General features: G+C 45.2%; 14 protein-coding genes. 9 read left to right on the top strand and 5 right to left on the bottom strand.

Going from position 1 to position 14,247, the window contains the following annotated elements:
- Positions 1–27 precede the first annotated feature (27 nt).
- Together ACWPOD_RS09855 and ACWPOD_RS09850 are read right to left on the bottom strand one after the other, a co-directional pair.
- Entirely contained in the window at positions 28–1,401 is a 1,374-nt protein-coding gene (locus tag ACWPOD_RS09855) for an L-cystine transporter (protein ID WP_301581457.1), read from the bottom strand.
- A gap of 200 nt (positions 1,402–1,601) precedes the next feature.
- On the bottom strand, positions 1,602–2,291 hold the full coding sequence (locus ACWPOD_RS09850) for an NAD(P)H-binding protein (protein ID WP_005397784.1): 690 nt from the start codon (positions 2,289–2,291) through the stop codon (positions 1,602–1,604).
- 247 nt (positions 2,292–2,538) lie between these two features.
- On the opposite strand from ACWPOD_RS09850, the gene cobT reads away from it, so the two are divergent.
- The 8 genes from cobT (at position 2,539) to btuD (ending at position 10,604) form a co-directional block, all read left to right on the top strand.
- Positions 2,539–3,582: a nicotinate-nucleotide--dimethylbenzimidazole phosphoribosyltransferase gene (gene cobT, locus ACWPOD_RS09845; protein WP_456231849.1), complete on the top strand. Its 1,044-nt coding sequence runs from the start codon at positions 2,539–2,541 to the stop codon at positions 3,580–3,582.
- Complete coding sequence (locus tag ACWPOD_RS09840; RefSeq protein WP_456231848.1) at positions 3,582–4,388, top strand: adenosylcobinamide-GDP ribazoletransferase; 807 nt, start codon at positions 3,582–3,584, stop codon at positions 4,386–4,388. The genes cobT and ACWPOD_RS09840 overlap by 1 nt, the downstream gene beginning before the upstream one ends.
- The gene (gene cobU, locus ACWPOD_RS09835; RefSeq protein ID WP_047008664.1) at positions 4,385–4,918 is read left to right on the top strand and encodes a bifunctional adenosylcobinamide kinase/adenosylcobinamide-phosphate guanylyltransferase; all 534 of its coding nucleotides are present in this window, start codon (positions 4,385–4,387) and stop codon (positions 4,916–4,918) included. The genes ACWPOD_RS09840 and cobU overlap by 4 nt, the downstream gene beginning before the upstream one ends.
- 11 nt (positions 4,919–4,929) lie before the next feature.
- Positions 4,930–5,544: an alpha-ribazole phosphatase gene (cobC, locus tag ACWPOD_RS09830; RefSeq protein WP_456231847.1), complete on the top strand. Its 615-nt coding sequence runs from the start codon at positions 4,930–4,932 to the stop codon at positions 5,542–5,544.
- 128 nt (positions 5,545–5,672) lie between these two features.
- Positions 5,673–7,469: a M3 family oligoendopeptidase gene (locus ACWPOD_RS09825; RefSeq protein WP_456231846.1), complete on the top strand. Its 1,797-nt coding sequence runs from the start codon at positions 5,673–5,675 to the stop codon at positions 7,467–7,469.
- Between the two features lie 274 nt (positions 7,470–7,743).
- Positions 7,744–8,772 (top strand): succinylglutamate desuccinylase, encoded by a 1,029-nt coding sequence (locus ACWPOD_RS09820; RefSeq protein WP_456231845.1) that lies wholly within the window; start codon positions 7,744–7,746, stop codon positions 8,770–8,772.
- Positions 8,773–8,854: 82 nt separating this feature from the next.
- A complete protein-coding gene (gene btuC, locus ACWPOD_RS09815) occupies positions 8,855–9,850 on the top strand; it encodes a vitamin B12 ABC transporter permease BtuC (protein WP_074191210.1) in 996 nt (331 codons plus the stop codon).
- Positions 9,837–10,604: a vitamin B12 ABC transporter ATP-binding protein BtuD gene (btuD, locus tag ACWPOD_RS09810; RefSeq protein WP_456231844.1), complete on the top strand. Its 768-nt coding sequence runs from the start codon at positions 9,837–9,839 to the stop codon at positions 10,602–10,604. The genes btuC and btuD overlap by 14 nt, the downstream gene beginning before the upstream one ends.
- 69 nt (positions 10,605–10,673) lie before the next feature.
- On the opposite strand, the gene ACWPOD_RS09805 is transcribed toward btuD, so the two are convergent.
- From ACWPOD_RS09805 to ACWPOD_RS09795, 3 genes are all read right to left on the bottom strand, one after another.
- A complete protein-coding gene (locus ACWPOD_RS09805) occupies positions 10,674–11,249 on the bottom strand; it encodes a nucleoside triphosphate pyrophosphohydrolase family protein (RefSeq protein WP_005397767.1) in 576 nt (191 codons plus the stop codon).
- Positions 11,250–11,359: 110 nt separating this feature from the next.
- A complete protein-coding gene (locus ACWPOD_RS09800; RefSeq protein WP_134646783.1) occupies positions 11,360–11,932 on the bottom strand; it encodes a DUF1415 domain-containing protein in 573 nt (190 codons plus the stop codon).
- Between the two features lie 89 nt (positions 11,933–12,021).
- Positions 12,022–13,245: an MFS transporter gene (locus ACWPOD_RS09795; protein ID WP_005377873.1), complete on the bottom strand. Its 1,224-nt coding sequence runs from the start codon at positions 13,243–13,245 to the stop codon at positions 12,022–12,024.
- Positions 13,246–13,351: 106 nt separating this feature from the next.
- Between ACWPOD_RS09795 and ACWPOD_RS09790 the strand changes: the two genes are divergently transcribed.
- Entirely contained in the window at positions 13,352–14,221 is an 870-nt protein-coding gene (locus tag ACWPOD_RS09790; RefSeq protein WP_104969346.1) for a LysR family transcriptional regulator, read from the top strand.
- Positions 14,222–14,247 lie beyond the last annotated feature (26 nt).

Below are 14,247 nucleotides of genomic sequence, written 5' to 3'. Positions count from 1 at the left end.
TTTATTGCTTGGGAAGTAGTTTGAGCTTTACGCTCGTGTTTCTTCCAATGCTGTTTCGCTTTCTGGTGACTTCAGCACTCGGCTAGCAATCGTACCCGCAGTCATTGATCCTGAAACGTTCAGTGCGGTACGTGCCATGTCAATCAATGGTTCAATAGAGATAAGTAGCGCCGCGATGGTGACAGGCAAGCCCATTGCAGGAAGAACAATCAATGCTGCAAACGTTGCACCGCCGCCTACACCAGCAATACCAAATGAGCTGATGGTGATAATCGCAATCAATGACAGGATAAAGTGCAGATCCAGTGGGTTGATGCCCATTGTCGGAGCTACCATCACTGCCAGCATTGCAGGATAGATACCTGCACATCCGTTTTGGCCGATAGTGGCACCAAACGATGCTGATAGGTTTGCAATAGCTGGTGGAACGTTAAGCTTCGTGATTTGCGCTTCTACGTTTAGTGGGATCGTTGCTGCTGAGCTACGAGATGTAAACGCGAAGGTCAGTACAGGCCAGATTTTCTTAAAGTATTCCGAAGGGCTAACGCCGACAAAAGAGACTAATACGCCGTGAACAACAAACATCAGAGCGATAGCAACATAAGACGCCACAATAAAGCCAAGTAGGTTTAAGATGTCGCCTGCGCTTGATGTCGCAACCACTTTTGCCATCAGTGCTGCGATGCCGTATGGCGTTAGGGCCATGATCATCTTCACTAATCGCATAACGATAGATTGAGCAGCTTCTACGAAAGTACGAATCGGTGATTCCAACTCTGCTTTTTCCATCATCACTTTACGAGCGGCGATACCAGTTAACACGCCGAAAATCACAACAGCGATAATTGATGTCGAGCGAGCACCTGTTAGATCAGCAAATGGGTTGGTTGGAATGAAGCTAACTAGCATTTGAGGAATAGTTAGATCACTTACTGTACCGGCACGGCTTTCTAAAACGGCGATACGAGCGGTTTCACGCGCGCCTTCAGTTAAACCCTCTGCTGAAAGGCCAAATGTCGTTGTCACCAAGATACCGATGAGTGCAGCAATTGCAGTCGTTACAAGAAGAACAGAGATGGTCAGGCCAGAAATTTTACCTAATGATCCACCTTTTTCCAATTTAACAACTGCAGAGATCATCGATACCAATACTAGTGGCATGATGACCATTTTCAGTAGACCAACGTAGCCACTGCCTACAATGCCTACCCATTCAAGTGTTTGAGCAATTGCGCTGTTGCCTTCACCGTGAATGAGTTGCAAAGCAAGACCAAAAAGAGAACCAGTAACAAGACCGATTAAAACGAGACGAGAGAGTGTGTGTTTCTTTTGTTGTTGGTTAAATAGAAAGAACAATATGCCAACAAAGACGGCTAGAGAGGCTATCACTGCAAAATTCATAATCTGACCTTATCAACCTGCCGAAATGGCGGTTGTTTTTTATACGGGGTTTTATACGGATTTGTTTATGGGGCGTAAGATAACGCTCGCGATATAACTTTAAAAATGACAAACGGGTATTAGCTAGATCTAAAATGAATATAAAAACGAGATCTAAGTCGCGTGAGAGTGTGAATTAGCACGTTAAATGTACAAAATGGTTATTCGTAGTGATGCAGTAAGTCACGCATTTCTTGCCTTTGTAAGTAAACCACCGAGTCTTCTTGATAACTGAAAAGTTGATAAATCATCGCTTTGGCGACATCTTCCGCTCGAATAGGTAAAAAGTTGGACAGTTTGCCAAGCATGAATGGGCGAATTACCTTAAACAGAGTTTGCACTAACTTCTCGTCCGTTCTTGGGCTTTGACGTTGACCAACAAGCGGGCCTGGGCGAACAAACACGATTTCCTCAAAACCCATAGCTTCGATTCTTTGTTCCATTTGTCCTTTACAGGCTAAGTAATGGGATGGTGATTTACTATTTGCACCAAGGCTAGAAACAACCGCAAGGCGTTTGACTCCGATCGTTTTCATCTGTTGGGCGACTTTACACACCAGATCAACATCTACTCTACGTAAATTATCCTTACTGCCTGCTTGCTTAAGAGTTGTGCCTAAACAGATAAAGCCGATGGTCGGTGTTGGTTGGTTATCATCCCATTGGTGGATAGAGAGGTCGGCATCAATGAGAGGAACAAGCTTATTGTCCGCATCTAGGACGCCATCGAGTGGGCGGCGAGAAAGATAATATAAGGTACCAACACCTGATTGATTTATGAGGTTTGTAATGACTTTTGAACCGACTAAGCCAGTCGCCCCAGCGATGATGGCGCAGGTGTTGTTATCCATGTCCTTTCTCCTATATGGGAATATAGCCTAAGCTATTGTAGCGGATTTCAAGGAGTTACTTATAATCGAATGCTCGAAAGGTGAGACGCTCTGCGAACTCAGTAGACTTTCCTAACAGAAATCTGATTAGCGCTGCCCCAAGCGGATGCAAGGGTATACAATAGTGGACGCTCAAAACTGGGGCTGAGCAAGATTTCTTAATCAATGGAACACCTCTCACCCAGACAACATCAAAGGAACGTAAAAAATGGATGACTCTTTTGCAGCGGAGATACAAGCGCGCATAGATAACAAAACCAAACCCGTCGGTTCTTTAGGCTTATTGGAAAAGGTGGCACTACAGCTAGCTCTTATTCAAAGTCAGGATAAACCTCAGCCAGTTGATTCCATCGCTATCTGTAAACCGAGCATGCTGGTATTTGCTGGAGATCACGGCGTTGCAGAGGAAGGCGTAAGCATTGCGCCAAGCGAAGTCACTCAGCAAATGGTGGCTAACTTTCTCGCCGGCGGCGCAGCCATCAACTGTTTTTGCGACATCAATGGCATCCAACTCAAAGTAATAGATTGCGGCATGTTGGCACCTATTGATGTGCTGGTTCCAGAATTTAAGTCTCATCCAAACTTGGTTGAACAACGATTGGGTAACGGTACGGCTAATTTTTCTAAACAATCAGCGATGTCCCCAGAACAAGTGGCGCTAGGTTTAGAGTATGGTGCGAAGATTGCTGAGCAAACCATTTTGTCTGGCTCAAATCTATTGATGTTCGGTGAGATGGGCATTGGTAACACCAGTTCGGCTTCCGCACTGTTATCGGCGCTGAGTTCATTAGATATTGAGTATTGTGTTGGCGTTGGCACCGGAATCAATCAACAGCAGTTGAGCCGTAAATATAAACTAGTGGCACAGGGCGTGAACCGATGTCGAACTCTGGATACCAAAGCGATTCTCGCACAGGTTGGAGGGTTTGAAATCGTACAAATGGTGGGCGCTTTTTTAGAAGCCAAGCGGCTTAAAACCCCAGTTTTAGTGGATGGATTTATCGTATCGGTTGCTGCGTATATAGCAACGTTGCTAGACGAAGAAGCACGCGAATACATGTTGTTTGCCCACCGCTCCGAAGAAAATGGACATAAGTTTGTATTAGAGTACCTAAAAGCAGAACCTCTACTCGATCTTGGTTTACGATTAGGGGAGGGAACCGGAGCCGCTCTTGCCTTACCCTTGTTAAAAGCTGCTGCCCAGTTTTACAACAAGATGGCGAGTTTTGAGAGTGCAGGAGTTACAGTATAGTGTCAGTCCCTGATAATTCTGAGAACGTCACGCCGTCACCGTTAAGATACCAGTGGGAGTTGTTTCTATTAGCTATCAGTTTTTTTAGTCGCTTACCCGTCCCCCAAGCCTTGCCATACAGTGAAGAACGCATGAATCAGGCCGGTCGTTACTTCGCGTTAGTTGGTCTCGTGCTTGGAGCGCTTTGTGCTCTGGTATTTTCGCTCACCTCAATTCTTTTCCCAGAATCGGTTGCCATAGTATTAACGATGGTGTTTAGCTTATTGTTAACAGGGGCATTTCACGAAGACGGCTTGACTGATATGGCGGATGGCATTGGCGGTGGCATGACTGTCGAGCGACGCCTCTCTATTATGAAGGACAGCCGCATTGGCACTTATGGTGCAGCCACTCTCATTATGGCGTTATTGGCTAAGTATGTTTTTTGGAGTGAACTGGCTAACTTGCCGCAGTTTTGGTTGGTCATTGTCGTCGCTTATACCGCAAGCCGAGCACTAGCCGCGACGCTTATTTATGACATGCCTTATGTCAGTGACAGTGATACGTCGAAAAGTAAACCGCTGGCAAATAGCCAGTCTTCTTTAGAAGTCTCCATTTTGTTGTTTACTGGTGGCATAACATTGCTTGTGCTTGGTATCACGCAGGCGATCTTTATATCGCTTGTTCTCGTGGTATTTCGTTTGATGTTCAAACGTTGGTTAACCAAGCGAATTGGCGGCTTTACGGGGGATTGTCTTGGCGCAGCGCAGCAGCTATCGGAACTGCTTGTTTATCTCACTATGATTGGGTTTTATCACATCTCATGAAGCAATTGATACTCGGTGGCGCGCGCTCTGGGAAGTCGCATTTGGCGGAAAAAACAGCCAAGCAATTATCGACCACTTCTCAACACTCATTACATTATGTTGCAACCGCGCAGCCATTTGACCAAGAAATGCGAGAGCGAATAGCGCATCATCAAAAGCAACGAGGGGGCGAGTGGCAAGAGCATGAATGCCCCCTTCATTTATCTGAGTTACTGACAAATTTCGCTAACACCGATGTTGTACTGGTCGATTGTTTAACCTTGTGGCTCAATAATTGGATATTTGAGTTAGGTGATGAATGTTCCAATGAGAAGCTAGAAGCAGAAATTGAAAAGCTTATACAGGTGGTACGTGGCTCAGATGCGACGTTAATATTCGTCTCTAACGAGGTTGGAATGGGTATTGTGCCTTTGGGGGCGGTTAGTCGTTACTTTGTGGATAATGCAGGACGGATGAATCAAAAACTAGCCAGTGTTTGCCATCGTGTTACCTTTGTTGCTGCTGGTTTGCCGTTGGTTCTTAAAGAGTAGGATGGAACAAAATGAAAACACTCAATATCTATCTTGTGCGTCATGGAAAAGTAGATGCTCCACCAGGACTCCATGGCCAAACAGATGTAAAAGTTACGCCTGCTGACCAAGAAAGCATTGCTCGGGCTTGGATCGAGAGTGGACGAGGTGTGGGTGGAGTGGTTTGTTCTCCGCTTTCACGTTGTCAAGAACTGGCAAATATAATTGCTGAACAGCAATTATTACCAGTAATGACGGATGAATCTTTACAAGAGATGGCATTTGGTGATTTTGATGGTATGCCTTTTGATATGCTCACCGAGCAGTGGAAAAAGCTAGATGCTTTTTGGCAATCGCCAGCACAACATACGTTGCCGAACGCTGAGAGCTTAAGCACATTTTCTGAGCGCATATGTCGCGTTTGGTCTCAAATCATCAACGATATCAATGACAATCTACTTATCGTCACGCATGGTGGCGTCATTCGTATGATTCTTGCTCATGTATTGGAGTTAGATTGGCGTAACCCCAAGTGGTATTCGACGTTGTCGATAGGAAACGCTTCTGTCACGCATATAACAATTACCATAGATGAGCAAATTTACGCCTCGGTGCGTTCGATTGGCGTACCTCTTTTAACTCGTTAATTTATAAATATTAAAATGCCCAAAGCGATACTGCTTATGGGCATAGTCACGGAAGATGTCAGTGGAAGCCCATCTGCTAGGTGCAGGAAGCGAAAATTGACTCAGTTACATAAAAAGGAAATATAGAAATGACAACGCCGAGTTGGGATTTGTCCATCGTTTATAACGACCTTTCTGACCCACGAATTCAAGACGATATTGCTCTTGTGGAACAATGTATTGATCTTTTGAATAAACAATCAGCAGATTGCGGCAACGTAGAGATCATGCAAAATGCGATTTTGACCAATGAAGCCGCGAGTCGTTTAGCGGGCACAGTTGCAAATTTTGCGAGTTGTTATGCTTCTGTTGATGCAACAAACGCCGAAGCGAAATCGTTACTTGGTAAAATGACCCGCATCTTTTCGGAGCTTTCCCAAGCGTTCAGTCCCTTTGATTTGACATTAACGCATGCCGACGAAGAGTTTATCTTGCGTGTGTTAGACCATGAGAATCCAGATATCAGTGGGCAAGCTTTTTCTATCTTGAATTCTAGAAAGTTGGCGGATACTCGTCTTAGCAACGCAGAAGAACAGTTACTGGCTGCGATGAGTGTGGATGGTAAATCGGCTTGGGGTAACCTATACGATAACCTGACTGGCTCATTGAAAGTGAAGCTTGAGTACGCAGATGGTAAGAGTGAAGAGCTTGGGTTTTCTCAAGCGGCAAGCATTCTTTATGGTTCTGAATTTGATCGTCAAGAAGCCGCGTGGCGAGGCGTACAAGATGCAATGCAAACGCACCAAGAATCATTCGCTGCGATTTTAAATGCGTTAGCAGGATGGCGTTTAACTGAAAACAAAAAGCGTTCGACGAAGCGTGAAGTTCACTTCCTAGAGCCGAGTTTGCATGGTAGTCGAATCCAAGCTGAAACTTTAAATGCGATGATGACAGTAGCTAAAGACAGTCGAGCTATTGGTCAGAAAGCGGGTTTATTGATGGCGAAAGTACATGGTCTGGATGAGATGAAACCTTGGAATCATCTGGCGGCTATGCCTGCTTTGAGCGGTGAAGCGAAGGTCTACGACTTTGATGAAGCGATTGATGTTATTTGTGAAGCATTTGAAACAGTAAACCCTGAGATGTCGGAGTTTGTCCGTTTGATGGTACAAAACGGATGGATTGATGCCGCGCCAAATGCCAGCAAGCGCCTTGGTGCATACTGCACCAAACTGCCAGCAACGCGAACACCACTTGTGTTTATGACTTGGAGTGGCAGTCGTTCAGACCTGATGACTCTCGCGCATGAACTTGGCCATGCGTTCCATAACTGGGTTATTCGTGATTTGCCACTTTGCCAAACTTACTACCCAATGACGTTAGCAGAAACCGCCTCTATTTTTGCAGAAAACATCGTTCGTGATCATTTGATTTCGAAAGCGGAGAGCGTCGATGAAAAGCTAGAGATGTTGTGGGAAGAGTTGTCATCTGCGCTAGCTTTAATGATCAACATTCCGGTCCGCTATGAGTTTGAGAAATCGTTCTATGAACGCCGCCAGGATGGAGAGTTTACCGCAGATGAATTCTGTGAGTTGATGTCTGAAACTTGGAAAGAATGGTATGGCGACGTAATGAGCGAGCCGGATCCGTACTTCTGGGCAAGCAAGCTGCACTTTTCTATCGATAGTGTGAGTTTTTATAACTACCCATACCTGTTTGGTTTCTTATTCAGCAAGGGTATTTATGCACAGCGAGAAACCAAAGGCGAAGCGTTTTACACCGATTACATCAATTTGCTGCGCGACACCGGCTGCATGATGGCGGAAGATGTTGTCGAAAAGCATCTATCGATGGATTTAACTCAACCAACGTTTTGGCAGCAGAGCGTTGAGCTAGTGCGTGAAAAAGTCGATGAGTTTGAGCGTTTGCTCGCACAGCGCGGCTAAGTTTTTCGCAGTGTTGATGCATAATCTGCTTTATAGCTACAAAAATTTGATCAAATCATAATGATCTTAATCAGGGCTGTGGTAAAGTTCACAGCCCTAACACTTTGTAATTGTTTAAAAATTAAACGCCTCAATGCTTGATTTGAGTGCCTGGCGCGAAAAGGTATCGGATTTTCGAGGGAAATAGTGATTTCTACTCATAAGTGAGATCGCAGCAACAAAAATCCTTTGTACAATTTATTAACATACCCGCCGTGCTATTAAGGAGTAACGCATGACGAAGTCTCTCTTTCGCCAATCGTTTTTAACTGACACGTTAGATGTTCATATCGATGTTGCACCAGCGGAGCAGGTGCTTTCTAACGGTGTAAAACTTAAACTCTATCAGCGTGGTGTATTAGAAGTAATCCCTGCGAATTATACTCAGGATACGAAGAACATCATCATCTCTTGTGGGGTTCACGGAGATGAAACGGCACCGATGGAGCTGGTGGATTCCATTATTCAAGACATAGAATCTGGGTTCCAGACGGTCGATACCCGTTGTCTGTTCATTATCGCTCATCCAGAATCCACTCTGGCGCACACGCGATTCCTTGAAGAAAACCTCAACCGTCTGTTTGACGAAAAAGAACACAAACAGACAAAAGAGCTTGTCATCGCTGATACGCTTAAGCTGCTTGTTCGAGATTTTTATCAGGATACCGACCCGACAACACGCTGGCACCTTGATTTACACTGCGCGATTAGAGGTTCGAAGCACTATACGTTTGCAGTAAGTCCTAAGACTCGTCATCCTGTGCGAAGCAAGGCATTAATCGATTTCTTGGACAGTGCACACATTGAAGCTGTGCTCTTATCAAACTCACCATCGAGTACGTTTAGCTGGTACAGTGCCGAGAACTTTGGTGTGCAAGCTCTCACAATGGAGCTTGGTCGTGTGGCTCGTATTGGTGAAAATGACCTCGATAAATTGACTGCGTTTGATTTGTCTTTACGTAATTTGATTGCGGAAACGAAGCCAGAACACCTACCAAAACCATGCATTAAATATCGCGTAAGTCGCACAATCGTTCGCCTGAACGAAGACTTTGACTTTATGTTCGACGACAATGTTGAAAACTTCACTTCATTTGTTCACGGCGAAGTGTTTGGTCATGATGGCGACAAACCATTAATGGCGAAGAACGAAAACGAAGCGATTGTCTTCCCGAACCGCCATGTCGCAATAGGTCAACGTGCAGCTCTGATGGTTTGTGAAGTGAAAACCCGTTTTGAAGAGGGCGAGTTGGTTTACGATTAATCCAACATTGCTTTGAGAAGTTAATTGCAATTTACCGAGGCTTAACTGTAAGGTTAAGCCTCGTTTGTTTTTATCGGCCGCTATGGATTTTCAACAACTTATCCTGAACAAGGAACGACGCTGGCAACGTAACCTGATGGTTATGTCGATCGTGCTCGCTGTACTCTCTGCCATCCACTTGATGGTCGGAGAAATTTTCCTTTCTCCTTTTCAATCTTTATCTGCATTTGAACATAAGCTACTGGTGGACTTGCGTTTACCGAGGTTGGTGTCTGCGGCAATTATTGGTGCTGCGTTAGCGGTATCCGGCGCGACGTTACAAGTGTTGCTTGGGAACGTTTTGGCTGAACCCGGCGTGCTTGGTATATCTGGTGGTGCAAGCTTAGCAATGGTCTTAATCATGTTCGCGTCACCTGTTCTTCCTACCCCGATTGTTTTTATGTTGGCAGCGATTGCAGGCTCGATGTTATTCACGTTTGTTTTGGTGGCGATAGCAAGGGCAATGCACCTGACGACGGCTCGATTGCTTTTGGTTGGGGTCGCATTGGGTATTTTATCGAGCGCGATTGTGACGTGGGCATTTTACTTTAGTGATGATCTTAGCCTACGCCAACTGATGTATTGGTTAATGGGCAGTATTGGCGGTGCAAGTTGGTATCAACATACCGTTACTTTAGTGATGTTACCGGTGCTTATCTGGTTATGTTGTAAAGGCAAGTCGCTTGATAAATTGATGCTGGGTGAGATTCATGCGACCCAATTGGGTGTCGATGTGCATCAAATGCGTTGGAAACTGATCCTCGCCATTTCTGTTTTGGTGGGTAGTTCAGTCGCTTTGGGTGGCATCATCAGTTTTGTTGGTTTGGTGGTCCCGCACTTGTTGCGTTTGGCTTTTGGTACGGAAAACCGTTATTTATTGCCACTTTCTGCAATATCTGGTGCTGCGTTGCTTGTATTTGCTGACATCGGCGCAAGGCTGTTATTGGACGCCGCAGAGCTACCTTTAGGTGTCATGACAACATCGATTGGCGCACCTATTTTCATCTGGATGCTGGTGAAGAGTCATGATGCACGTTAAACATATGTCGGTTGGTAGTCGATTATTGCCTCTTTCTTTTGAATGCAAAGCAGGCGAAATCGTACATGTCGTTGGGCCTAATGGTTCCGGTAAGAGCACTTTATTGGCTGCGATTTCTGGTACGTTAAGCCGCCGAGAGGGTATGAGTGGTGAAGTGTACGTTGGCGAGAAAAACTTGCTTACTTTACCGTTGTCAGAGCAAGCTCATGTGCGAGGTTATTTGTGTCAGCAATCGCGCCCAGCGTTTAATGTTGATGTGTTTCAGTATCTCGCTTTATCTCTGCCTAGTGGTGCTGAGATTGCGGATATTAAAGTGCGTGATGCCGTCAATATGGTGGTGGAGCTGGTACAACTGCAAGATAAGCTTCATCGCAGTATTCAAACATTATCCGGTGGTGAGTGGCAGCGTGTCCGATTAGCAGGTGTATGTTTGCAGGTGTGGCGTACCATTAATCCTTTTTCGCAGTTTTTAATTTTGGATGAGCCAGCAGCACCGTTAGATATTGCGCAAGAGGGTCTGCTCTATCAATTGATTAACGCTATGGCGGCGCAGGGAATTGGAGTATTAGTTGCTAATCACGATCTCAATCGCACATTAAAGCACGCAGATAAAGTATTGCTGCTTAACAACGGTGTGCTGCACTCATCAGGAAATGCCGATACTGTGCTAACGGAAGAAGCTCTCGGGGAAGTGTTCAATACTCAAGTCAAAAAGGTCATCGTAGATGAGCAACCTTATTTAATCTTTGATTAGTATTTAGGGACAACAAAAAACGACCTACTTGAGGTCGTTTTTTTTAATCGAGATAGCCAAACTCAACGCTTATTGAGTTAACGGTTTTAGATCTGCTGGGCGGTAGTAAACAGATTTGAGTACTTTGCCTTTACGAATGGTTTTACCTTCCGATACGAAATCTTCGGCGCATTTCGCGATAATATATTCACCTTTCTGCACCGCCATCAACTTGATGCCTTGTTCCGCGTAGAATGCCTCTGTTTCTGAGTACTCTTGCTCGTTACGGCATACTTTGCTCATGTTGCTTGAGTGCACTTCATCCCAGCAAGGAATAAATTCAATACCACGGTTTACTGCAACGTTTAATAGAAGATCAATTAAGTAGCTGATCGCTAGGTTGTCTTCTACTTTGCTGTGGCCAAGATGAACGAGACGGCCCATTAATACATACACGCTGTCTACGATGGCATCTGCTTGCTCAGTTTTACAATCTGCTTCTGCTAGCTCTGTTAGCTCTTCGATCGCCAAAGAGGTGTGTAGTGTGTCTGCTTGCGCATCAAGGCTTGCAGCGTCTGCGACTGGTAAGTCGAACGTACTACGGAACTCGGTGATATCACGGTATAAGTGATCAAAAATCTCTTGGGTTAGCTTTGACAGTTGCATTCTAATTTCCATTGAATCGATTGAAGCGGCAATGATACCAAACCGCACTTTGAACCCCAAGGGCATTGAATCCAACTGGTGATAAATCTGCCTTTGGGTAATGGTGGAGCTTAATGAAATAGGTAAGGAAACAGCTTTTTACGTTCGTCCTCTGAAAGGGCGGAAACACGAGCGATGTTCGTATCGGGAATGGATTCAGGATCAGGATAGTGTTTTAGTACCTTTTCCATACTCTCTTCGCGAATCAAATGGAAGATTGGGTAAGGAGAACGATTGGTCAGGTTTTCGTCGTCTTCAGGCCTTGCGCCGCCAAAACAGTAATCAGGATGGAAAGTCGCTACTTGGAAAACACCTTCCCAGTTTTGCTGCTTAATTAATCCTTCAACCCAATCGATACAAAAGTTGTAGTCCCAGAAATCTTGTAGCATGTTGGGAACCACAACCAACGTGGTCTCAAGTTGTTCGGGTTCTGTGTTACTCAGCTCAATCAGCTGCAATAAAATATCTTCAAGAAGCGCTTCTTCTTGAGTCGCTTCACTAACAAAGATTTTGATTTGTTTATTACGTTGCGGTTTGGCAGCAAACGGACAAAGGTTGAGTCCGATTACCACATCGTTGAGCCATTGATCGACCTGTTGAGTGATCGCTTCGATATCTGTGTTTTGTGTTGAATGCGTTGACATACGACTTTCTGGTTTTTATTAAAGTAGCGCAAGCATAGCAGAGTTGGTTATCCAAGTAATCAGAGAGGTATTACGCAAATGAGCGTACCTTAGCTACTCTTTAAACTCGCTGCGTCAGGTGTTTGGTCAGTATGCTTTCTTTCGGCAATGTGTTTCAAATACGCAATCGCAGCAAACATCGCTAGGTAGACGGCGCTTCCCCCCATAAGAACACTCGACCAACCACCATGCTGCCAACAATAAAGAAGTAAGAATCCTCCTAAGCTACCGCCTACGTAGTAGTGTACTAAGTAGAGCGCTGTCGCGGTGGCTTTGGCGCGAGTGGCGTTCTGACCGACCCAACCGTAGGCGAGGGTATGAGTAAAGAAGGCACCAAAACTTATCAGCAACAACCCAAATAGCATTGCAGTCAAGCTTTCAACCGCCGCAATCCACATCCCCGTCATGCTCACTATCGCGCCCAAGAACATACCGAGGATTGAGGAATAACGTTTACTCCAGTGGCCTGCACAACGAGAGGAGAAAGTCCCTCCCAAGTAACAAATAAAGATCAGTGAGGCCAACCCGACGGGCACATTGTGAGGTTCACTCACCAGACGGAAACCCATGACGGAGTAAAGGTTTACGAACAAAGCAAAGTTGAGTCCTCCTATCAGCATCGCGAACCACACGCGTTGGTTTTTAAAATGACCAATAAGCGCACGATTTTGATGGCGCAAACTGCTTGATGACGGGGTGAAGTTGCGCTGTGTTGGCAATAAATAGTGAACACCAATGACACCAAGAAGAGTGAACACCATCATAACTTCAATGGCGACATCAACATTGAAATTGTCCGCCAATAAGCCGCCGCTAATACGTCCTGCGATACCGCCTAATGAGTTAGCCGCAATGTACGTTCCAATTGCCATCGAGAAGGCGTGCTTGTCGAGCTCTTCTGCCATGTAAGCCACGGCGACCGCAGCAAAAGCCGCGAGCGCGACGCCGATCAGTGCTCGACATACCACCAAAAACAGGAATGAGTCACCAAACAGCATCAAAGCAGAAAGGGTAGGAATCGAAAACAGGCCGGCCATCATGACTGGCTTTCGTCCCACTGATTCTGACAACACAGCCATTGGAACGAGGCTAAAAGAGAGAGCGAGTGTTGAGGCCGCAAATAACCAGTTCACTTGCGTTTCTGAGATCGTGAAAATTTGGGCAAAAGTGGGCAGCATTGGCTGTAGTAGGTATAAATTTGAAAAAACCAAGAAGGAACCAAGCGCTAGCGAGAGCGTAATGCGTTTGTATTCCGGTGTGCCAAAACTGACCATGAATCCTGCCTAATGTGAGCAAATGGAGAGACTGTGATCAATCTATCAGTTCGTTGTAAATTAAAAAAATATATTAAAAATATAGACACCATATATTTTTGATCTAATGGAATCGAAACAACTTAAACATTTTCTGGCGGTCGCTGAACATGGAAACATTACCCATGCGGCGAAAGCCCTGCATATTGCCCAGCCCGCATTAAGCATTTCTATCAAAAAGTTTGAGCAGTCTTTGGGCGTTACCCTATTTCGCCGTGATGATAAAAAAATCAGCTTAACGAAAGAGGGCGAAACGCTACTTGTACATGCTAAGCGGGTGATTCAACAGTTGCACGACGCGCAGCTCGCGATTGATGAGTTGAAAGGTTTAGCGAAAGGCGAAGTACGACTCGGGACGCCATCAATGATGGGCAGTTATTTCTTTCCACGAATTGTGATGGCGTTTAAAAGCCAGTTTCCGGAGTTAAAATTGACCTTGGTCGAAGCTGGGACTCAATCGATTCGTCGTATGCTGCTCAATGGTCAACTCGATATCGGTGTGATCAGTTGTGATAACGTGCCTGATGACCTAGAAACTGACCATTTGTTTACTAGCCAAATGGTCGCAGTTGTTTCACCTGAGCATGAGTTAGCCCAGCGAGAATCTCTTACTTTTGATGAGTTCTTTGAACACGATTTGGTTATGTTTCAGCATGGCTATTTTCACCGTGAATTTTTGGATCAGGTGAGTGAGGAGCATGGGTTTACCATGAAGTCATCATTCGAAACCAACTTACTGCCTTTGATTTTGAGTATTGTGAAACAAGAGTTTGCGATTACCGCGTTACTGGAATTGGTGACCCAACATGAGTCGGGCGTTGTTGGCCTACCGTTTGAACCACCCGTTACGCTGGATCTGGCACTTGCTTGGCGCAAGCAGGGGTATTTATCAATAGCAGATCGAACGTTTATCGACTTTATCAAGCGCTACGTTTAAACGCAGCGCAGATTCATCGTTCGAGC

Source organism: Vibrio sp. JZG120 (assembly GCF_053890955.1).
Note: the sequence above shows the minus strand (reverse complement) of the source record. Positions and strands in the feature narration are given on the sequence as shown.

Excerpts from the sequence above, each read along its gene's own strand:
- btuD (WP_456231844.1), top strand. The coding sequence starts at position 9,837 with ATGATGCACGTTAAACATATGTCGGTTGGTAGTCGATTATTGCCTCTT.
- ACWPOD_RS09795 (WP_005377873.1), bottom strand. The coding sequence starts at position 13,245 with ATGGTCAGTTTTGGCACACCGGAATACAAACGCATTACGCTCTCGCTA.
- btuC (WP_074191210.1), top strand. The coding sequence starts at position 8,855 with ATGGATTTTCAACAACTTATCCTGAACAAGGAACGACGCTGGCAACGT.
- ACWPOD_RS09825 (WP_456231846.1), top strand. The coding sequence starts at position 5,673 with ATGACAACGCCGAGTTGGGATTTGTCCATCGTTTATAACGACCTTTCT.
- ACWPOD_RS09850 (WP_005397784.1), bottom strand. The coding sequence starts at position 2,291 with ATGGATAACAACACCTGCGCCATCATCGCTGGGGCGACTGGCTTAGTC.
- cobT (WP_456231849.1), top strand. The coding sequence starts at position 2,539 with ATGGATGACTCTTTTGCAGCGGAGATACAAGCGCGCATAGATAACAAA.
- ACWPOD_RS09855 (WP_301581457.1), bottom strand. The coding sequence starts at position 1,401 with ATGAATTTTGCAGTGATAGCCTCTCTAGCCGTCTTTGTTGGCATATTG.
- ACWPOD_RS09800 (WP_134646783.1), bottom strand. The coding sequence starts at position 11,932 with ATGTCAACGCATTCAACACAAAACACAGATATCGAAGCGATCACTCAA.
- cobU (WP_047008664.1), top strand. The coding sequence starts at position 4,385 with ATGAAGCAATTGATACTCGGTGGCGCGCGCTCTGGGAAGTCGCATTTG.
- ACWPOD_RS09805 (WP_005397767.1), bottom strand. The coding sequence starts at position 11,249 with ATGCAACTGTCAAAGCTAACCCAAGAGATTTTTGATCACTTATACCGT.
- cobC (WP_456231847.1), top strand. The coding sequence starts at position 4,930 with ATGAAAACACTCAATATCTATCTTGTGCGTCATGGAAAAGTAGATGCT.
- ACWPOD_RS09790 (WP_104969346.1), top strand. The coding sequence starts at position 13,352 with ATGGAATCGAAACAACTTAAACATTTTCTGGCGGTCGCTGAACATGGA.
- ACWPOD_RS09820 (WP_456231845.1), top strand. The coding sequence starts at position 7,744 with ATGACGAAGTCTCTCTTTCGCCAATCGTTTTTAACTGACACGTTAGAT.